This is a genomic window from Paraburkholderia sp. CNPSo 3272, from assembly GCF_024206495.1.
Classification (GTDB): domain Bacteria; phylum Pseudomonadota; class Gammaproteobacteria; order Burkholderiales; family Burkholderiaceae; genus Paraburkholderia.
The window spans coordinates 37406-57841 of the sequence record NZ_JAMBPQ010000046.1 but is presented as its reverse complement, the minus strand read 5'-3'; the positions used below and the strand labels follow the sequence as shown (position 1 = coordinate 57841).

The following is a 20436-nucleotide window of genomic DNA, read 5'->3' as shown; positions in this document are numbered from 1 at the left end:
TACGCTTCTTCCCGATTGGCTGTGGCGCCAGGTCCGAAAGACCCGAGTCGACGCAGCAACCCGTCATGCCTGATGACCATAGCGAGCTGGTCCCACCCCTTCCCATCCCGAACAGGACCGTGAAACAGCTCCACGCCGATGATAGTGCGGATTGCCCGTGTGAAAGTAGGTAATCGTCAGGCTCCTTATGCTGTAACGTCCCGAACCCCGGTGTCTCCGAAAGAGCACCGGGGTTCTGGCGTTTACGCACAAAAAACGATTATTGCCATCGATAGTGAAAATCTCCAAACCGCTGTGAATCGCATTCCTGTGTGCGTCAATACGCCTCAAAAGTCGCGCAAATAAAAATCTAATTCGCATTAAATTACAGCTTTCCTAAAGTTTCTCCCTAATCCGGCCGATACATGCGTGTGTAGTCATTAACTACAAACTAAAGACCGCACGCTACACCAAATAAAAACCGGGGAGCTTCTGCGCATGCGCTCGCGTGCGGGAAGCGAGAAACATGCACGACCGATGGAATGACTTGCGCGCGCAGCGACGCACTGCGCCCTCTATCTTCGCCGCACTGACGCTTGCGGGGACGCCCTGCGCGCTCCGCGCGCACGCCGCCGCCGTCTGGCCCACATCTCGCCGATCTCCCTTGTCCAGCCGTTTCTGTCCTGACAACAAGGAGAATTCATGAAGTCGTCCAAAACGTGGGGTGCGGTTCTCGCCGCTGCCACTATCGCAGCCCTTGGCGGTTGCGCCACGGAATCGTCGCGTTCGCTGCCAGTGCCGCCTGTCGCCAGCGCGCAGCGCCCTGCCGTCGGCAAGCCGGTACAGATCGCAGTCGGCAAGTTCGATAATCGCTCGAGCTACATGCGCGGCATCTTCTCCGACGGCATCGACCGGCTCGGCGGCCAGGCCAAGACCATCCTGATCACGTCGATGCAGCAAAGCGGCCGCTTCAGCGTGCTCGATCGCGACAACCTCGACGAGATCCGCCAGGAAGCGGGCTTCACCAAGAAAGCCCAGGCGATCAAGGGCGCCAACTACGTCATTACCGGCGACGTCACCGAGTTCGGTCGCAAGGAAGTCGGCGATCACCAACTGTTCGGCATTCTCGGCAGCGGCAAAAACCAGATCGCCTACGCGAAGGTGAGCATCAACGTTGTCGACACCACGACTTCGGAAGTCGTCGCATCGGCGCAGGGGGCGGGCGAGTACAGCCTTTCGAACCGCGAGATCATTGGCTTCGGCGGCACCGCGAGCTACGACTCGACGCTCAATGGCAAGGTGCTCGAGCTCGCGATTCAGGAAGCGGTCAACCATCTAGCCGACCAGGTCGACGCGGGCGCGCTGCGCACCGCGCACTGACCGCCCACGTCCGCGTTTCATGCTGAAACAGAACAACTACTCATACGGGGATTTCATGAAATACATCGGCACGCTTCGGGGACTTTGCCTGCCCATCACGGCGGCAACGCTGCTGCTCGCAGGCTGCGCGAACACCACGCCGCCGCTCTATCAGTGGAGCGGCTATCAGCCCGGGGTCTACGACTACCTGAAGGGCGAGAAGGCACCGCAGCAACAAATCGATGCGCTCGAGAAGTCGCTGCAGGAGATCCGCGCCAAGGGCAGCACGCCGCCGCCCGGATTCCATGCGCAACTGGGCTTGCTCTACGCAAACGTCGGCAACGACACGCAGGCCATGCAGGAATTCGATGCCGAGAAGCACCTCTTCCCGGAGTCGTCGACCTATATGGACTTCCTCATGAAAAAACCGAAACAACAATAAGAGAGCGTACCGACATGTCCAGATTTTCAACTCTCAAGCTCTGGCTGGCGCTGTCCGCGCTCGCATTGCTGGCCGCCTGCGCACAGCCGGTCAAGCACGCGGACTACACGGCGTTCAAGAACGCGCGCCCGCGCTCGATCCTCGTTCTTCCGCCCGACAACGCGACGACGGATGTGAATGCGTCGAACAGCATGCTCTCCCAGATGACGATGCCGCTTGCCGAGGCGGGCTACTACGTGATTCCGGTCGCGGTCATGGAGGAGACGTTCAAGCAGAATGGACTGACGACGGCAGGCGACATCCAGCAGACCCCGCCGGAGAAGTTGCGCGAGATCTTCGGCGCCGATGCGGCGGTGTACTCGAAGATCACGCAATTCGGAACACAATATCGTGTGCTCGACAGCGCGACGGTGGTGACGGCGACGGCGAAACTCGTCGATCTGAAAACCGGCAAGGTACTGTGGCAAGGCGCGGCAAGCGCCAACAGCAACGAAGGGAGCAACAGCAGTGGCGGCGGCTTGATCGGCATGCTGGTGATGGCGGCGGTCAAGCAGATCGCGAATTCGCTGACGGACAAGAGCCACGATATCGCCGGTATCACGAGCTATCGTCTCTTGCACGCGGGCCCACCGACGGGCCTGCTTTACGGCCCGCACTCGCCGAAATACGGCACGGATTGACCGGCGTTCGCGTCGCATAAAGAAAAAGCCCGTCACCGGAAGGTGACGGGCTTTTTTCAATCCAGCTCCAGAGAGCGCAGCGATAAAACCGCTTAGCGCTCCAGGAACGGACGCAGCTTGTCTGCGCGGCTCGGGTGCATCAGCTTGCGCATCGCCTTGCTTTCGATCTGGCGGATACGCTCGCGCGTCACGTCGAACTGCTTGCCCACTTCTTCGAGCGTGTGGTCCGACGTCGTGTCGATGCCGTAGCGCATGCGCAGCACCTTCGCTTCGCGCGGCGACAGCGCCTTGAGCGCCTCGTCGATGGCAGCGCGCATGTTCGCGTGAATCGCGGCATCAGCCGGCGAAGCCGAACCTGCGTCCTCGATCATGTCGCCGAGCGTCGCGTCGCCGTCGTCGCCCACCGGGCTTTCGAGCGAGACCGGTTGCTTGGCAATCTTGAGGATGCCGCGCACCTTCTCTTCGGTCATGCCCATACGCGCGGCGAGGTCCGCCGGATGCGCCTCCATGCCCGTTTGCTGCAGGATCTCGCGCGAAATGCGGTTGAGCTTGTTGATCGTTTCGATCATGTGCACCGGCACGCGGATCGTGCGCGCCTGGTCGGCGAGCGCACGGGTTACGGCCTGACGCACCCACCACGTCGCGTACGTCGAGAACTTCCAGCCGCGACGATATTCGAACTTGTCCACCGCCTTCATCAGGCCGATGTTGCCTTCCTGGATCAGGTCGAGGAACTGCATGCCGCGGTTCACGTACTTCTTCGCGATCGAGATCACGAGACGCAGGTTGGCCTTGACCATCTCGCCCTTCGCCTGACGCATCTTCGATTCGGCGGCGGTCATGCGGCGATTGATCGCCTTGATCTGCTGCAGCGACAGCGACGCGGCCGCTTCGATCTCGGCGAGCTTGCGCTGCTCTGCCTGGATAGCCGGCAGGCTGCGCTCGATGGAGGGACCGTACTTGCTCGACGCGGCTGCGGCGCGCACACCCCAGTCCAGATCGGTTTCGTGGCCCGGGAACTGCTCGACGAAGGCTTCGCGCGGCATGCCGCAGCGATCGACGACGATGGAGAGCACATTGCGCTCGATCGCGCGAATCTGCGCGACCTGCTCGTGCAGCAGCGAGCACAGGCGGTCGATGGTGCGGGCCGTGAAGCGGATCGGCGCGAGTTCCGTCTGGATGTCGGCGCAGATCTTCATTTCCGCAGCCGAGGCGCGCGCATTGGCGTCCGTCGTGCAGGCCATCTGTTCGAACAGCGTGCGAACGCGCGCGAAGATCGCGAGGCTGTCTGCCTTCAGCTGCGCGAGCAGGGCTTCGTTGGCCTTGCTGTTGTCCGCGTCGCTGTCTTCGTCGTCGCTCGAGTCGTCCGACTCTTCTTCTTCCGCCGCCTGGACTTCCACTTCTTCGCTCGCGTCGGGGTCGGCTGCCGTGGCGGGTTCCTGCGCGGCTTCGTCGCTGCCGATTCCGTCGACGAGTTCATCGATGCGCATCTCTTCAGCCGCGACGCGGTCGGCGTCGGCGAGGATGGTCGCGACGATCGACGGGCATGCCGCGATCGCCTGGATCATTTCCTGGAGGCCGTCTTCGATGCGCTTCGCCACTTCGATTTCGCCGGCGCGCGTGAGCAGCTCGCTCGAACCCATTTCGCGCATGTACATGCGCACCGGGTCGGTCGTGCGGCCGAATTCGGAGTCGACAGTCGAGAGCGCGACTTCGACTTCTTCGTCGGCTTCGTCGTCGGCCTGCCGGTCGGCGCGGGAATCTTCGTTCAGGAGCAGCGTGTCGGCATCGGGCGCCTGCTCGTACACCTGCACGCCCATGTCGTTGAACGTGGCGACGATCGTTTCCAGCGCGGCCGTCTGCGCGAAGTTGTCGGGCAGATGGTCGTTGATGTCCGCGTGGGTCAGATAACCGCGTTCACGGCCGAGCTTGATGAGCGCCCGCATTTGATGCTGGCGTTTTTCGAGTTGCGAGCCTGCGTCCATGGGCGTCGTATCGCCGGTCTTGTCTTTGGACGAGCGGCGTGCGGGGCGGGCAGACGAGGTCAGCGCGTCGTCCCGGTCATGGCTTGTCAATACATTCTCCTCGAAGGGATAGCCCGACAAGGGCAAAAAGGGTCACGCGCCAGTGGCGTGGCGTCCTGGCGATGACGAAATTGCAGGGGAGTGGGCGGGGGCGCATGCCGGTCCCGCCAAGCGAGCGCCAAACGTCTGACGACGTGGCAGCCTGGATTTTCGTGCAATGCAGAAAGACCGCGTATGGTAGTGCGTTACGGCATGCGAGGCAACCCGAATCGTCGCGTTTGCGGCACATTGCCCGCCTTCAGGGTCGTATCGCTGGGTAGCGCTCCACCTTACATATTTCCTACATGAGTCCCTTAGACCATTTTTCAAGTGAGAAGTTCCGGATTTTGTCACTCGCCTGGCCTATCGGATGCCGACCAGCCATGCCACATCGCGGCCCGATTCGCAGCCGATGTCCAGCGTCCCTTGGGGCCGGAAATACCGCATGAGACGCATAGAGGTCGTCGCGCGCAGGCTGGTTCGCCCACTTCGACCTACATGTCGCCATGGAGTCCATATGGGGCTCGCGGTTCCGGTGACAAGGGGGAAGGACGCTTCGAGACCTGGCCGATCAATGCCGCGGGCAGTAGCACAGTAATACCGGTATGGCCGCTCTGCCACCCTCGCCGGTGGCCCCACGCGACGGACACGACGCAGGCGGCGTCAGAGCGGGAATTCGTCGTACTGGGGCAGCGAGTCGGCGATCTCGAACCACGGCGCTTTCGAGCGCACGAAGATATGGCCGGCGGGGCGGATATCCGGCGGATCGGTCAGCGTGCCGAGCGTCACGTGCACATACGCTCCTTCGCGCACGACTGAATAGAGCAGCGAGCCGCAGCGGCCGCAATGCATGTCGTGGGCGGCCTGCGGATCGCCGTAGATCATCGTCTGCCCTTCGCCCTCGGTGAGTCGGAGCGCCTCGCTTTCGATGCCCGCGAACGGTTTGAACGCGGACCCCGTGGCACGCCGGCACTGCGAGCAGTGGCAATTGAACGCGTAGCGGAACGCATTGGCTACCGCATAGCGCACGGCGCCGCAACGACACTGGCCATGCAACGTGGCAGGAGCATTCGTGGGGGCGGGGGCAGTATCGGCGGACATGATGGGCGCGGTGCTCTGATGGCAAGTGTCGAACATTGCGCACGGGCGGCTGCCGTGTGTGCCGTCACATCATACGTTTGAGTTGTCTGAGGCGCAGGGAAAACGCAAAGGTCACCACATATGGGGATTGGCCGGCCAGTCATGGCCTTCGCCCGGTTCGTGGCGCCGCTATTGCACCGAAATGCACGGCAAATTTCCCATGGATGGTTACCTTTGGAGCCCTCGCGTAAAACGCACCGCTCAAGCCCATCGGGGCGAATCACGCCCCCCGTTCCCTCAATTCCTTTAAACCCTTGATGACGACGAGCAGCGCGCGGCCGTGCTCTTCCGAACCGTCCCACGCCTCGACGATCGCATTGCGCAGCAATTCGTTGTAGGCGGCCGCGTGCCGGCTGGACGGCGGCGCCTGCACGCCATAGAAACTGCATAGCTTATTGAATGACGCGCTCCGGCGCACACGCCGCCCGTTCGACGTGCGAAGACGCGAGACAGTGGGCTGGCTGACTCCGGAAAGCCGCGCAATTTCACTAGCGGAGCGTGAATCGTCCGATAACCGCCGCAGCAGTTCCTGCACCGGAAAATGAGTGTCTGGGGCTTCCATGTCATGCATTATACCTATACAGTAACGGTTATTGAATTGCCCGCCAAACTCGGCGGGCGGCTGCATTCCGAGGAAGTCGATGGCACTACAACACCTACCGCCCACGTTTTGCTGGTCCCGCATCGGGCCAGAGCCCGGCGTGGATCTCCCCACGCTGATCCTGCGCAAGGAGTGGGAGCGGCGGCAAGGCGGCGGGCGCTTCCTGTGGGGCATCGGCCAGTCGCTCGGCAGCAGCGCTCAAATCGCCGCGCTGCGCACCGGCTCGCTTCTCGCGCTGTTCTCGCCGGCGGCAAGCCGCCCGCGCGCCATGCAAGACAAGCGCGGCAAGCGTGCCGGCGTGGTCGTCTGGAATGCGTGGGTCGATGCGAGCGGCCAGGTGCGCCAGCTTCCGCAGCACGTGTTCGTCACGAGCAGCGCCACGCTGCCCTCGGGCGCCGCGCGCGAGCATCACTACGCGCTCGCGTGCGTCTCGCCAGCCGAACTCAGCGTCGGCAGTTCGCTGCGGGTGGTTCCGGAGCGGCTGCGCAGCGTGAGCACGGCGAAGCCGCCATGCCGCTCGCAGGGCACGGTGGTGGTGGATTGCGTCGAGCGCGCCGCCCAGGCGGGCGGCAAGAGCCATCCGCTCGTGTTTACGGCGGAACTGGAGGCGCCGTACTTCGTGCGCCTCACGCAGCCCACGCTGGTCAAGGCGCGCGACCTCGCGGCCATTCACGAGGCGTCGCGCATGGGCGACTTCGACACTTACTCAGATCTCACCAAACGCGTGCGCAGCGAGGCCTGCGCGCAGCAGGCGCGCGGCGTTACGCGCGATCTCTTCGACGTGCCGCCTGCCGATCACACGGCGTCTTCACGGCTTGGCGGCGCAAGAACGCGCCATGTCTCCCGGGCGGGAGACTGGACACAGCTCACGATGGAACTCTTCCATGGCGATTCACATCCGTTCACAAGAGGCCGAGGCCGCGCAACGCTTTTTTGAGGCGAGCCGCAACGTCGACCGGGCATTTCGCGCCTTGCGTGCCGAGGCCCACGACCATGTGGCCGCGCCGCCCGCCTATGGCGCCGCGCAATCGCGGCTCGACCGCGCACTGGATGAACTGGCGCGTGCCGAGGCGTTGTTCGATTCGGTAACCGAAGTACAAACGCGTCAGATGAGTGATCATCAGGATCACTGAGGAACTGCTGCGATGACCCGCGAAGCGGCACCCCCCGGTACGGCTTCCACTACGCTGGCGACGATCCCGAAAGCGAGGCATTCGAGCGGCGCTACATCGCGCCCACGGGCCGCTCGCTGACCTGCATGCCGCTGGAGCACTGCGTCCTCGCGCAGCGTGCGGGGCCCAGCGGATCCTGAGCGCACCGCAGAGGCGAGTTCGCGCGCTAACTCAGCCTTTTCCCCCCTCCACCGGCAATTCCAGCACGGCCGCCACCAGCGGCCAGCGCTTCGCGGCCGCCTGCCAGGCGTCCTCGGCCTGAACGTCGAGATAGCGGTCGCGGTCCACGCCCTCGACGAGACGCGCGAGCGCGTCGATATCGCTCGGCAGCGCGGGACCACTGCGCGAACGCCGGCCGGACCCCCACAAGCGCATCGCCATTACTTGCCCTCCACCCACACGCCGTCCGGCGTATGGATCACATAGCCGGTTGGCGTCGTCATCGTCACCGTGCCTTCGTTTTCGCCGACCATGCGCGTTTGCGGCAGGTTGTTCGCATACTGAGCGAGCGGCGGCGCGCCGGTGGCGAACGGGCTGTGCGCCACGAGATTCGACAACAGCTGCGCGAGCGCGAGATAGCTCGTGGGCGTGTCGATCGTCGTCACGCCGCCGGTGTGCTCGCTGCCGGCCGGCAGACCCACCACCTTCACGCCCACCGGCACGTGGACGATGTTCGGCGTGGGGATCTCGCGCATGCCGGCAATCTGGTTCTCTTCGCCCTGCAGCGCCGCGCCGTGTTCGGGTACGAAGACGATCACCGCCTTGCGGCCCGACTGCGCGACGAGGTCGATCAGCTTGTCGACGTCTCCGAGCAGCCGCTGCAGGCGAATCGGGTAGGACTGCAGGCTCGTGAGCTTGTCGTTCGGCGCGGGCAGCCGGTTGCCGTCGTGCATCGAGACCGTGTTGTAGTAGAGCGCGACTGGCCCGCCGCCAGCGGCAATGCGCTGCTTGTACCAGCGCGAAAGCACGTCGTAGTCGTCGGCCAGCGCGGAACCGTCGAACTCCTTCATGAACTCCGGGAAGCCTTCGTTCGCGGGGATCGTCACGCCCGGCACGCCGATTTCACTGATCACCGTACTGCGGAAATTGTCGAAACGGCCGTTGTGGTTGAGCAGCGCGTTCGGCGTGTAGCCGGCCTGCGCGAGCTGCGCGAACAGGTGGCACTCGGCAGGCGCGGGATCGTAGAGCGCCTTGTGCGGCTCTTGCCCGCAGGTGGCGCGCAGCACGCGGATCGCGGCGGGCCCGCTATAGCTGGCACCCGAGCTGAAGTTCTGGAAGATATAGTCGAAGCGCGAGAAGAGCGGGTTGTTGCGCATCTTCACGACATCCATGTCGTTCCACGAGAGCGAGCAGATGTGCACCATGATGATGTCGAACTGCGCGTTCGCATCGGTGGTGAGCGGCGTGAAACTCACGTGCCGACCTTCCTCGTTCGCGCGGAACGCCGCGAGCTGCTGGTCGTAGCTGCCCGACTGCTCGTCGCGCTTCTTGCCCGTGCCGCTGTCCTCGTCGCCGTTGCTCGCAAGCGAAGCGTTGGCGGTGGCGTTCGCCACGAACGAACCCACGCCCTGCCAGACCGGCATGACGACGAGCGCGATCAGCACGAGCGTCGTCACGCGCACCCAGCGGTTGATGAGGAAGTAGAGCAGCACGGCGATCACCGCCGACACGACCATCGAAAGCGAAATCACGCGCCGCGTGAGCTCGAACATGTACGAGGGCGTGAAGGTGAGGAGCACGGGGATCTGCGAGATCGCCCGGCCGATATCGGGCATGCTCGACTCGTGGTACGCAATGGCGATGCCTACGATCACGGCGATCACATCGCGCGCGATACGCAGCCACCGGTTGTGCAGCGGCACGAGCAGCAGGATGACGAAAGCGAAGTTCATCCACCACTCAGGCTTGAGCGTGCCGATCGAGTAGAGGTACAGCTTGGCGAGGAAGTAAAGATTCCAGAGACCCATAGTGTTTCGTGTTCCAGGGTATAGCGGTGGTTCCGGTTATCAGGGCTGGCGGACCTGGCCGGCCCGGCGTCGCGTAAAGAAGTTTTCCAGCGCGTCGAAGAACGCGTCGATGAGGCGCATGTAGCCCTGCCAGCTCAGCTCGATCAACTGAACGAGCCCGTGCAGCGGCGCGTCGGAAGGCGGCACGTCCTCCCATTCGAGCCAGGCATCGGCGCGGCCGAACGTGCATTCCACGAGCTTGCGCTCGGTCTCAACCGTCATGCCGACGAAGCGCACGCCGAGGCGCCGGTCGGCCAGACGCGCGACTACGGCGGGGAAGTCGTGCTCCAGCACGCCGCGCGCGAGCGTCACGTTGATGCGCTCGCCGGGTTCGAGCTTCGCTACGGCGTCGGCGGGCAGCATGAGACCGAGGCCGCCCATCGAATAGTTCTCGGTCTTGCACGCGAGCGTGCGGCCGTCGGGCAGCGTGAGCATGGCGGGCACGCGCAGCGGAATGCGGTGCGCCACGCGCACCTGCTTCGCCTCTTTGGCCACGCCGAGCGCGAGCCCGAGAATGGTGAGATTCACGCCGGCCCAGAAGAGGTTCATGAACACGGTGGCGGGCTCGTCGGACCGCCAGATCGTGAGGCGGCCGATACCGGCGAGCACAGAGCACACGTTGATCGCGAGCAGCACGAGGTAGGGCTTCGAAATCGTCCAGTCGAGGTACTCGTGCTCGATATGGCCGCCCTTCGAGGTCACGTTGAACTTGCCGAGCTTTGGATTGATGAGCGCCATGGTGGTGGGCAGCACGATGTACCACGCGAGCACGGACTCATAGGCTTCGGCCCAGAACGAGTGCCGGTAGCGTCCCTGGATGCGCGAGTTGGCAATCGCGGCAATCACGAGATACGGCACCACGTAGGCGAGGATCACGGGCGCGGGCGTGTTGATCACGTGCAGTCCGAAATACAGGTACGCGCCGGGCATCACGAGGAAGATGAGCCGCGGGAAGCCGTAAAAGAAGTGCAGCATGGCGTTGCTGTAGCACATGCGCTGGAAGAACGAGAGCCCCTTGCCGATCCACGGATTGTCGACGCGGAAGATCTGCGTCATGCCGCGTGCCCAGCGGATGCGCTGGCCGATGTGGTCGGCGAGGCTGTCGGTGGCGAGGCCCGCGGCCTGCACAGTGCGCAGATAGGCCGAGGTATAGCCGTGGCGATGCAGCCGCAGCGAGGTGTGGGCGTCCTCGGTCACGGTCTCGGTCGCGATGCCGCCAATGTGCTCGAGCGCCGAGCGCTTGATGACCGCGCACGAGCCGCAGAAGAACGTGGCGTCCCAGAAGTCGTTGCCGTCCTGGATCAGCCCGTAAAAGAGGCTGCCTTCGTTGGGCACGCGGTGGAACGTGTCGAAGTTGCGCTCGAACGGATCGGGCGAGAAGAAGTGGTGCGGCGTCTGCACCATCGCGCATTTTTTGTCGGCGAGAAAAACGCCCACGGTCGTTTGCAGGAAAGAGCGCGTGGGAATGTGGTCGCAGTCGAAAATCGCGATGTACTCGCCCTGCGTGAGCGGCATCGCGTGGTTGATGTTGCCGGCCTTCGCGTGCGTGTGTTCGTCGCGGCGCAGGTAGCCCACGCCCGCCTCGCGCGCGAAGTCGCGGAATTCGTCGCGGTCGCCGTCGTCGAGAATGTAGACGCGCAGCTTGTCGCGCGGCCAGTCGATCGAGCTTGCCGCGAACACGGTTGGCCGCACCACCGAAAGCGGCTCGTTGTAGGTCGGTATGTAGAGGTCGACGGTCGGCCAGTCGGCGGGGTCGTCGGGCAGCGGCTGCGGCTTGCGGCGCAGCGGCCAGGCGGTCTGCACGTAGCCGAAGATCAGCACGATCCACGTGTAGAGCTCGGCCGCGTAGAGGATGTAGCCGACGATGGCCTCGGCGGGGCTCGAAAGATGCAGCGTTTGCGTGCTGCGCCACCAGACGTAGCGGCCCGTCATGAGGATCGAGAGCATCACCATGAGCATGGTGGCGAGGCGCCCCGGCAGGCGGCGCGCGATCATCACCACGACGTACACGAGCAGAAACAGCAGCACCTGGCCGGCGAACGGCAGCGGCGTCGTGCACACGGCGACAGCCGCGACGAACGCGAGCCACAGCAGGCCCTGGCGAAGGTAGGGCACGTTGTCGAGCGCCGCCGAAAGCTTCTCGAGCTGCTGCTCGATGCCTTCCCAGGGCACGTCGGGCAAGCGGGCGCCGACTGCCGCGCTCGCGCGCGAGGCGCGGCGATAGACGGGTTCGAGCCGCCTGTCGAGCCACGCGCGCAGCGCGAAGCGATGGTGTCCTTGCGGCGCCTTGTGAAGCTTGCGCAAGTCGGCGGCGAGACGCTGACGCGCGCGCCGCGGGCGCAGGAAGATGCGCAGGAGCCACGCGCCGACGCTGCGGTCGCGGCCCATGTTCAGCCGCTGGCCGATGTCCTTGCCGAGCCGCGCGAAGGCGAGCGCGGGCAGGTCGCGCTGGCCTGGGCGCGGCGGCCGGAAGAAGGCGCGCAGCAGCCACTGGCCGCCCGGCGCGTCCGGCGCGAGATTGAACTCGGGCGCGCTCAGGCGGCGCAGTGAGCCCCAGAACGCGGTCCACAGGGCGACGATGCGCTCGCGGATCATGGCGTGCTCCCGCGCGCGACGTGTTGCGCGAGCAGTTCGTCGGGTGCGTCGAGGCTCGCGCCCGTGCTCCAGTGCGAGAGCCACGAGGCGATGCCGTGAAGGTCGTGCGCGGCCTGCGAGCTGGGCGCGCTCAGGCAGAAGTTCTCGCCCGCGGCGAGCGCGGCGGGCACGCCGGTGTCCGCATGCACGAGATACGGGAGCATGGCGGCGCCGAGGCGCGCGCGCAGCAGCGCAACGACGTCCATGTGCAACTGGCGCGCCGGCACGACTGCATTGGCGACGAACACGCTGCGCTTCTGTGCGCGCACGAGCGCGGCGATCAGGCGCGGCAGTGTCGCGCACGCGGTGGCACAGGGCGTGAGGACGCCGAGCACGAGGTCGGCGGCGTCGATCGCCTGGCGCGCGTGAGCCGAGGGCCACGTACCCGCATCGACGAGCGCGATCGTCTGCGCCGGCAGGTCCACGCGGGCGAGCAGTTCGCGCAGCCAGCCGGGGCGAGCGTCGAGTAAGGCGCTGGCGTCGTCGTCGCGCGGGTCGTCGGATGCATGGCCATCAGCGAGGCTGCCCCACGGCAGCACGAGCACGCCGTCGTCGCTTTGCAGCGCGGCCCGCGACCAGGCGTCGCCGGCGCCGGGGCCGCCCGCCAGGTGCGTGACGAGCCCTTCGCGCGCGTTCTCGCGCAGCCCGAAATGGAGTGCCAGCACGTTGCGCGGGTCGCATTCCGCGGCGAGCGCAACGTGTTCGCGCGCCGCCAGCAGACCGGCGAGCGCCGTGGTGAGGGTGGTGCGGCCCGCACCGCCCACACTGGAGACGATGGCGATGGTCTTCATCGGCGCGGCCCCGTCTGGCTGAAGCGGCGCTGGCCGCGAATCAGCAGGGCGTCGACCTGCGGCGGGAGCTGGAGCGGGCGCGAGCGCGCGGGGCGCAGCCACATGGGCACGAAGCGCGCGAGGCGCAGGCGCCAGCCGATCCAGTAGAGCGGCACGGCGAGTATCAAGCCCCAGACGAAGTAACCGAGGAAGAGGTCCATGTTGTCGCTCTCCTATGCTTTGAGCGGCAGCGGCGCGCGCTGCGGCGCGGCTCGCGGTTTCGCGTTGTCGGTGCGCGCGGCGGCGTCGAGCGCGGGCAACAGGTCGCCGTTTATGGGAGCGATGTTGTCGGGCACTGCGGGTTCTGTCGTGGGGGCGGTCGCTGCGCCAGGCGCGATCGCGGAGGCCGCCGCTAGCGGCACGGTCTGGCCGTTGGCATGCACCGAGACGGCCGCGGGCGCGGCGGGCTGCCCTTCGTTGATCGCGAGCCAGCCCGAATAGTCGGGCGGCGGCGTGGTGTTGATTTCCTCGCCGAGCGTGGCCAGCGCCTCCGTGATCGCGCGGCCGTCGCCGTAGCGCTCCTCGCCCTGGAACAGCTCGGCGAGCGGCCGCTGGAACACGCGTCGGCACACGGCGTCGGCGTCGCTCATACGGCAGGCGAAGAAGAACACGTAGAGGCTGTCGCCGCTCGCCGTCACGATGTCGCCCGCGCGGCGCAGATGGCACGCCTTGAGCGCATCCACGTGCGCGACTTCCGGCATCAGCGCGAGGCGAATCAGCACGCTCGGCAGCTGGATTACACGGCTGCGCTCCACCGCTGCGCTCACGAGTTCGACGAAGTGCGCCGCGCCCACGTAGCCGCTCTCCTCGCCATGCACCACGGCGGCGAGCGCCGCACGGTAATCGGCGGGCATGGGCCGCGAATACACCTGGCCGTGCAGACTGTCGACGATGGCTTCGACCTGCGCGAGCGGCGTCTGCCGCGCGATTACGCGGTTCGCGCCGAGGTTGAGCATGAGCGACTCGTAGCGCATGGCCACGGCGTCTTCGCGCACCATGATCTTCAGCGCTTCGCCGCACTGCAGGCGCAGCGTGTGCACCTGCTCGGCGAGCATTTCGAGGTCGCGGTTCACGCTGAAATCGAGAATCACCGTGGCCGCGACCGAGGTGCGCGCGGCGGCCACCGCGGCCTCGTTGTTATCGACGATCTGCCAGGCCGGCGGCAGGACGCGCTCGTGCAACATCGCGTCGCGCGAAACGATCACGCGGCCTTCGTCGGGCGCGAGCAGGCCCGCCTCGCCGATCTCGGTTTCGAAGGTGCCGCCGGAAACCGTGAGCCGGTGATCGGCGGCGGAAAAGCGCAGCGGCACGCTCTGGCTGCCATGCACGGCATCGCCCGCGCGCCAGAACGCGACCTCCCAGTGATACTGCCCCTGCACCTGGTGCAATTGCGCGGCGCCCGCGAAGCGCGCCTGGAAGGCGGCCAGCTCGGGATGCTCCTGATCGTCGCCGAGGCCGGGCGGCGCAGCCACCATCAGCACGCCGTAACGATGCTGCGCGCACCAGCCCGCAAGCTGCGCGCCTTGAGCTGCGAGCGCGGCGGGGTCCTGCCAGTTGAAGAACGCCTCCGCGCCTTCGATGAAGAACTGGCTTTCGGGCGCGGCGCACTGCTCGGCGAGCGCGTTGAGCGCTTCGATCAGCACCTGCGCGCCGTCGCGCTCCGGCAGGGGGCGCAGCGCGCATACGTTTGCCCACGCATGCGTCGAACCGTTCTTGTCGAGATCGACGCCATGATCGCGCAGCGCGGCCGCGAGGCTCGCGCCGTCACGGGTGGACAGGACGGTGGCGGGACCCGTGAGCGCGGCGGCGGCGGTTTGCCAGAACAGCGCGTCGCGTGCGGGCGACGCGCTCGCGTACACCACGTGCACCTGGCCCGCGCCGAGCGAAGCGAGCGAGGCCGGCAGGCCGTCGATCGCGAGCGGCTCGCGGCGCGCGAGCCGCGAGAACAGCGAGCGGCGCGTATCGCGGCCGGCGCCGGCGGGCGCAGCGGAAAGGGTGGCGGGATCGTTCATCGTATTGCTCGTCTCGCGAATTTCATCGTCGCGGGTTTCATCGTCGTCATGCGCGCTCGCTCCGTGGCCATGTCAGTAGGCCGAATAAGGGACGACCGGCCGCGGCGGGAACGGCACCGGCCCCTTCTGCGGCGAGAAGAAGTAGCGCAGGTAAAGCACCCCCACGTTCGGCGCATAGTCGCGCGAGCGGTCGAGCCGGAAGCGGCCGCCCACCACGAAGTGCTCCGTCACGCGATATTCGGCCGCCGCTTCGACCGCATAGCTGAAGCCGCCGCCCGAGCCGCCGCCAAAGAACGGCGAACCAAGGTCGTTGGCGCTCATGAACGCGAGCGCCTGGGCCTGCAGGCCTGGGCGCGTCGGGTAGAACGGCGACTCGTTCTCGTTCGTGAACGACATGCCCACCGATCCGTCGATCTCCCAGGAGAGCTTCTTGTAGCGTCCGGTCCAGTCGAGCGGAATGCTGACCGAAAAATAGCTTTGCGGACTGTAGTAGCCGCCGTTGCCGAACGTGTAGTTGTGTTCGTTCTTCGAGTACTTCCAGTAGTTGAGCGTGAGGCCGCTCGACACGATCTGGTCGGGCCGTTTGAACACCGACCAGTCGTAGCCGCTGCGAACCTTGAACTCCTGATTGGTTTCCACGTTGGTGCCGGTCAGCAGGCCGAAGCCGATGCTCGTGAAAATCGTGCCGGGCCCGAAGTCCTGCGCGCCGCGCGCGGTGAAGCCGTTGCGCACCACGCCGCCCCACTTCTCGCCCGTGACCGGATCGATGCCGCCCGCATAGGAAACGAGGCTCGCGGTCACAGGACGGCGCGAGACGTCGAGCGCGAGCGACGAACCGCTCGGGAAATCGTGGCGGTACTGAATGCCGCCGAGCACGCTCGTGATCGGAAAGCCCACCGGCGTGCTGCCGATGTCGGCGCGCCAGCTATTGTTCGCACCGCTGAACTCGTAGCCCGCCGCGAGCGCGACGCCCGTCGCGGTCTCGTTGACGGATCCGAGCCCGGCGTTGCCGAGCGCGGCGATCTTGCCGTACTTGTAGGCGATGTCGAGGTCGTTGCCGGGCAGCGTGCCGGCGTTCAGATAAACCGTATCGGCGTGGAAGAAATAGTGGCCCGTATACCCATCAGGAATGCGAACGTATACCGGGACTTCGGTGGCGTGCAGCTCGGAAATGCCGGGGTCGCCCGAGAGGTTCGACTGGTACCAGCCGGTCGCGACCTGCCCCTGCTTGCGGTCTTCCAGGCTTTGCAGCGCGCGGCCCGCCGACGTCGTGCCGTCGGCGTCGGGCTGTGTGCCTTCGGCCACTTCCTGCGTGCGCGAAGTGCGATAGAGGCTCGCGGCTTCGTTGTAGTTGCCGCGCGCCTGCGCAACGCGCCCCGCCTGGATCGTAATGTCCGGATTGTCCGGATACTGCTCGCGCAGTGGTTCGACCACGGCGGAAGCCTCGTCGTTCAGCCCGAGCGCGGTGAAGCGCCGCGCCACGGCAAGGCGCGTGTCGATGTCGTTCTCCGCGGTGTCGGCAAGCACTGCGCGCACCATGTCGGCGGCCTCCCGGTCTCGGCCCACGCGCTCCAGCATACGCGCAACCGCGAGGCGTGCATCGGCGTCGTCGGGTTGCGTCACGAGCACCTTCTGCGCGGAGGCCATCGCGCCCTTGTAGTCGCCCTTCGCTTCGCGCAGATCGACGTCTTCGAGCAGCCAGCGTTTGGTCGTCTTGAGGCGGTCGGGCACGGCGTCGAGCGTGTGGCGGGCGCCCGTCAGGTCGCCCGCCTCGATCTGGCGGTCGGTCTCGCGCGCGACGAGGCGCAGTTCCTGGTCGTCGAGGCTGGCCTTCTGCTCATCGGTGATGCCGGGCTGATCGCGCGTCGCGTCGATCCAGTTCGCCCACGCGTCGTCGCGGTTGGCTGCCGCCAGCAGCTCGCCGTAGCGCACGCGCGCGCCGTTCGCCGCCGGGTCGTCGGGGTGCGCCGCGAGCCAGTCCTGCACGAGCTTCAGGCCCCGGTCCGGCTCGCCGATCGCGATCCACTCGCGCCCGACCGTGGCGAGCATCTGCGGGTCGTTGGCCGCGTTCGCGTCGGCGGCGGCGGAATCGAGCAGCGCGCGCGCCTCGTCTTCCTTGCCCTGAGCGATGAGCTGGCGGGCCTGCGCGATCTTTTTCTGCGCGGCGAGATTGCCCATCAGTTGGCGCATGCCTTCGCTGCGCTGTGCTTCGGGCACGGCGTCGAGTTGCGCGGCGGCCGCATCGACGTCGTCCACGGAATTCAGATAAAGCGCCGTGGCGTAGCGCATGTCGGGCGCCTGAGAGACCTTCAGGCCGTCTTCCATGACCTGGCGGCCCAGTGCGGGCAAGCCCAGATCACGGTACTGGCGCGCGAGCCTGAAGCGCGTCCAGGCGTCATCGGGCGTGAGGCGCACGGCTTCTTCGAGTTTCGCGATGGCCGGGCTCTTGCGGTTGTCCGCGAGCAGCTGGTCCGCCTGGATCGAGAGCAGTTCGGCGCGCAGCTGCTTTTGCTCCGCGCTCGAACCGCTCACGCGCGGCGTCGTGGCGGCGATGAGCGGCTCGATCTCGCTTGCGCGGCCCGTTTCGCGCAGTACCGTCACGAGGCCGCGCAGCGCGTCCATGTCGGGCTTGGGCGCGTTCACGAGCGGCCGCAGCACGGCTTCGGCTTCGGGCCACTTCTTCTGCGCGATGAGCGCGTTGCCGAGGATATCGCTGGCAGTCGTGTTGCCCGGATCGAGCTTGAGCGCCTCGCGCGCGAGCGTTTCGGCTTCTTCGGGCTTGCCCTGCGAATTGGCTTCGCGCGCCTTCGCAATGGTGCCCCAGATGGCGGCCGTCTTTTCGAGGCTGCGCCACTTGCCGGCGTTGTCCGGGTCGAGCTTGAGGGCGCGCGCGAACAGCTCGCGCGCCTCGTCGTGGCGGCCTTCGCGCAGCCGCACGAGACCGAGCGCGCCGATGGTTTCGCCGTCGTTGGGGTTCGCGCGCTGCGCGCTTTGCAGCGAGGTTTCGGCGTCCTTGAGATCGCCGCGATCGAGTTGCGCAAGTCCGCGCGCGCGATCGGCGGCGCCGGGGCCGGGGGGCCGTGCACGCGCCTGGGTTGACGCTCGCGCGTTGCCCGCTGCCGTGGCCGGCGGCGCGCTAATGACGGCCGATGGGTTCTGCGCCAGGGCTTGCGCCTGCGCCTGGCCCTTCGCGCCGAGCTTCTTGCCGAGATCGGCGACGGTCTGCTTCGCATCGGAGTCGTCGGGCACTTCCTGCAGATAGCGCAGATACCACACGTAATAGGCGGGATCGTCGTGCCCGGCGCTCGCGAGCGCGCGCCGCCAAAGTTCGAGCGCGAACGCACGGTTGCTGTCCTGCCGCTGGTACACGTGGTAGATCAGGTTGAGGCCTTCCATGCGCGTATCGGCGCGGTCGGTGAGCAGGTCGCCGAGGATCAGCGCGAGACGGGGATCGTTCGGATTCTGCTTCACGCGCGTGCGCAATTCGCCGATCGCCTGCGCGCGGCCCGCGGTCGTGCCGGCAAGGATGCGGTAGTAGTCGCCCGCGAGATCGCCCGCGGGCGCACCGTTCGGAAAGAGCTTGAGCAGGCGCGCCGAGGCTTCCTCGCTCTTGCCGGCGGCCGCGAGCAGGCGGATCTGCGCCATCTCCATCTTGCCGCTCGTGGCGACGCGGTAGGCGTCGTCGAGTTCTTTCGTCGCGCTCGCGTTCGGTGCGACCTTCTTGAGCTGCGCGAGGATTTTCGCGGCTTCGGCCGGGCGATTCGAGCGCAGCTCGATTTCGCCGAGCAACGCGAGCGCGTCGGGCTGCTGTGGATCGAACAGCAGCGCTTTTTGCACGAGCCCGCGTGCGATATCCGGACGATTCTTGCCTTCCCACATCCGTGCGGCCGAGAGCAACTGCGCGGCTTGGGCGGCCGGCGTGGCGGCGTTGGCCGCCGGCTGCGGGCCTGCCTGCGCCGAGGCGAGATACGGCGAGGCCGCGAAGAGCAGCGCGACGATCGGTGCGAGTCGGGGTGCGAATTTCGGTGCGAGTTTGGGTACGAAATGCGGTGCGATGCTCGGCAACAAGCGTTGCGGCACGCGTGTAAGCGCCTCGCCTCGCAAGGCGTGCGCAGCCGCGCGCCGCGCTTCACGGCGCGCGCTGCGCAGATGGGCAGCGCGGCGGGCAGACACGAGGGCGTTCAGCGCGGCGTGGGGCATGCGCTCGTCCATGCTGGGGCAACGCGGCCTTGCGCGTCGAAATGATAGAGCCCGTCGAGGTAGCCGAGCCCGAACAACATCAGCACGCTGCTGTAGTAGCCAGGCGGCGACTTTTGCGCGAGCGTGCGGCTGCGCTCGGCCTGAGCGCTCGCGAGATCGCCGCGGCCAAGTGCAGCCAGATACGGCGCGACCGCGGCGGAAAAGCCGCCGTTGCCCTCGTTGGGCCCCGGTGTGCCAGTGGTCGTGTCGACGCGCTCGGGCGGAAAACCATGCGCGCCGACGAAGTCCGCGAGCGGCCTGAAGGTGGCGAGCGTGCTGGCGCGCAGTGGGTCGCCGCCCGCGAGCATGCCGGCCCACAGATACACGCGGATCGCGTTGTAGGCGCTTTCGGCGTGCGTTTGCGCGTCGGGGGCGAAGCCGCCTTTCACGTGATATTCGACCCAGTCGGGCGAGTAGCCCTTGGGCGCGGTCTCGTTGACGAGTCTCGCCGACGAGGCGAGCAGCGCCTTCCATTCGCCCGCCTCCGGCAGCGCGAGCATGAAGCGCCGCATGACCTGCAGCGGCACATAGCTCGGGTTCAGGCGCCAGCCGTCCTTGCCGATCGTAAAGCCCACGGGTCCCGGCAGCACGGTGCGGCCCAGACCCGGCAGTACGGCGGTTTCCTCGCGCACGATGTTGCGGGCCATCACCGTGCCGAGCGCGGTGTAGCGGCGCTCGTTCCAGAGGCGTCCGGCTTCGAGCAGCGTGTAGGCGATCCAAAGATCGGCGTCGCTGGCGGGGTTGCTGTCGATCACGCCCCACTGCGGCTCGCCGGCATGCGCGGCGCCTGAAGTGTCAGACGCCGCCGACGCCGCAACCGGCTTGCCGTCTTCGCCGATGTCGCGCCGCCCCCAGATCCATGCGGGCAGACGCGTGGCGAGGTCGCCCTGCGCGAGATTGTTTTCGGTCCACGTGAGGACCTTGTCGAAGCTCGCGCGGTCGTTCGCGACCAGCGCGAAAAAGAGCGCGTAGGACTGTCCTTCGGAGACGGTCACCTGGCGCGGCGTGCTCGCGTCGATCACGCGGCCATCGGCGCTCAGCAGCGTGCTGCGAAACGCAGTCCATGCAGGCCAGGCGCAGGACGCGGGGCCGGCCGATTTTGCGGCGCTGGCGCTGGGGCGAGCGGCCGGCGCGGCCGCGAGCGCCGTCGCAGCCGGCATTAGCAGCGCCAGTGGTGCGAGCGGCACGAGCGGCGCGCAGGCGAGCGCGCCCGCCGCGAGCCAGCGCATGAGCCGTGGCGCCAGAGCCGGCGCGAGCGTAGCCAAATCCGGACGCATCG

Annotated in this window: 16 protein-coding genes and 1 rRNA gene; 6 read left to right on the top strand and 11 right to left on the bottom strand. The window is 66.7% G+C overall.

Annotation, left to right across the window (positions count from 1 at the left end):
* Positions 1 to 68 precede the first annotated feature (68 nt).
* The 4 genes from rrf (at position 69) to M3I53_RS32955 (ending at position 2460) form a co-directional block, all read left to right on the top strand.
* Positions 69 to 182, top strand: a 5S ribosomal RNA gene (gene rrf, locus M3I53_RS32970).
* A gap of 499 nt (positions 183 to 681) precedes the next feature.
* Complete coding sequence (locus M3I53_RS32965; protein ID WP_254319989.1) at positions 682 to 1359, top strand: CsgG/HfaB family protein; 678 nt, start codon at positions 682 to 684, stop codon at positions 1357 to 1359.
* Positions 1360 to 1414: 55 nt separating this feature from the next.
* Positions 1415 to 1780: a DUF4810 domain-containing protein gene (locus M3I53_RS32960; protein ID WP_254319988.1), complete on the top strand. Its 366-nt coding sequence runs from the start codon at positions 1415 to 1417 to the stop codon at positions 1778 to 1780.
* Between the two features lie 14 nt (positions 1781 to 1794).
* The gene (locus tag M3I53_RS32955) at positions 1795 to 2460 is read left to right on the top strand and encodes a DUF799 domain-containing protein (RefSeq protein ID WP_254319987.1); all 666 of its coding nucleotides are present in this window, start codon (positions 1795 to 1797) and stop codon (positions 2458 to 2460) included.
* A gap of 92 nt (positions 2461 to 2552) precedes the next feature.
* On the opposite strand, the gene rpoD is transcribed toward M3I53_RS32955, so the two are convergent.
* From rpoD to M3I53_RS32940, 3 genes are all read right to left on the bottom strand, one after another.
* On the bottom strand, positions 2553 to 4535 hold the full coding sequence (gene rpoD, locus M3I53_RS32950) for an RNA polymerase sigma factor RpoD (protein ID WP_254319986.1): 1983 nt from the start codon (positions 4533 to 4535) through the stop codon (positions 2553 to 2555).
* A 651-nt stretch (positions 4536 to 5186) separates the two neighbouring features.
* Positions 5187 to 5624: a GFA family protein gene (locus M3I53_RS32945; protein ID WP_254319985.1), complete on the bottom strand. Its 438-nt coding sequence runs from the start codon at positions 5622 to 5624 to the stop codon at positions 5187 to 5189.
* A 259-nt stretch (positions 5625 to 5883) separates the two neighbouring features.
* Positions 5884 to 6225 (bottom strand): helix-turn-helix transcriptional regulator, encoded by a 342-nt coding sequence (locus M3I53_RS32940; protein ID WP_254319993.1) that lies wholly within the window; start codon positions 6223 to 6225, stop codon positions 5884 to 5886.
* Positions 6226 to 6304: 79 nt separating this feature from the next.
* On the opposite strand from M3I53_RS32940, the gene M3I53_RS32935 reads away from it, so the two are divergent.
* Together M3I53_RS32935 and M3I53_RS32930 are read left to right on the top strand one after the other, a co-directional pair.
* Positions 6305 to 7201 carry a hypothetical protein gene (locus M3I53_RS32935; protein ID WP_254319984.1) on the top strand — a complete coding sequence of 299 codons (897 nt, stop codon included), beginning with the start codon at positions 6305 to 6307 and terminating at the stop codon, positions 7199 to 7201.
* The gene (locus M3I53_RS32930; RefSeq protein WP_254319983.1) at positions 7149 to 7397 is read left to right on the top strand and encodes a hypothetical protein; all 249 of its coding nucleotides are present in this window, start codon (positions 7149 to 7151) and stop codon (positions 7395 to 7397) included. The genes M3I53_RS32935 and M3I53_RS32930 overlap by 53 nt, the downstream gene beginning before the upstream one ends.
* 210 nt (positions 7398 to 7607) lie before the next feature.
* On the opposite strand, the gene bcsR is transcribed toward M3I53_RS32930, so the two are convergent.
* The 8 genes from bcsR to bcsZ form a co-directional block, all read right to left on the bottom strand.
* Complete coding sequence (gene bcsR / locus M3I53_RS32925) at positions 7608 to 7817, bottom strand: BcsR/BcsP family cellulose biosynthesis protein (protein WP_254319982.1); 210 nt, start codon at positions 7815 to 7817, stop codon at positions 7608 to 7610.
* On the bottom strand, positions 7817 to 9403 hold the full coding sequence (bcsG, locus tag M3I53_RS32920) for a cellulose biosynthesis protein BcsG (protein ID WP_254319981.1): 1587 nt from the start codon (positions 9401 to 9403) through the stop codon (positions 7817 to 7819). The genes bcsR and bcsG overlap by 1 nt, the downstream gene beginning before the upstream one ends.
* 39 nt (positions 9404 to 9442) lie before the next feature.
* Positions 9443 to 12037, bottom strand: coding sequence for a UDP-forming cellulose synthase catalytic subunit (bcsA, locus tag M3I53_RS32915; protein ID WP_254319980.1), 2595 nt, complete (start codon positions 12035 to 12037; stop codon positions 9443 to 9445).
* Positions 12034 to 12867: a cellulose biosynthesis protein BcsQ gene (gene bcsQ, locus M3I53_RS32910; protein ID WP_254319979.1), complete on the bottom strand. Its 834-nt coding sequence runs from the start codon at positions 12865 to 12867 to the stop codon at positions 12034 to 12036. The genes bcsA and bcsQ overlap by 4 nt, the downstream gene beginning before the upstream one ends.
* Positions 12864 to 13067: a hypothetical protein gene (locus tag M3I53_RS32905; protein ID WP_254319978.1), complete on the bottom strand. Its 204-nt coding sequence runs from the start codon at positions 13065 to 13067 to the stop codon at positions 12864 to 12866. The genes bcsQ and M3I53_RS32905 overlap by 4 nt, the downstream gene beginning before the upstream one ends.
* A gap of 12 nt (positions 13068 to 13079) precedes the next feature.
* A complete protein-coding gene (gene bcsE / locus M3I53_RS32900; protein ID WP_254319977.1) occupies positions 13080 to 14918 on the bottom strand; it encodes a cellulose biosynthesis protein BcsE in 1839 nt (612 codons plus the stop codon).
* 72 nt (positions 14919 to 14990) lie between these two features.
* Positions 14991 to 19118: a cellulose synthase subunit BcsC-related outer membrane protein gene (locus M3I53_RS32895; protein ID WP_254319976.1), complete on the bottom strand. Its 4128-nt coding sequence runs from the start codon at positions 19116 to 19118 to the stop codon at positions 14991 to 14993.
* A complete protein-coding gene (bcsZ, locus tag M3I53_RS32890) occupies positions 19100 to 20434 on the bottom strand; it encodes a cellulose synthase complex periplasmic endoglucanase BcsZ (protein WP_254319975.1) in 1335 nt (444 codons plus the stop codon). Before bcsZ ends, M3I53_RS32895 begins: the two co-directional genes overlap by 19 nt.
* Between the last annotated feature and the right edge of the window lie 2 nt (positions 20435 to 20436).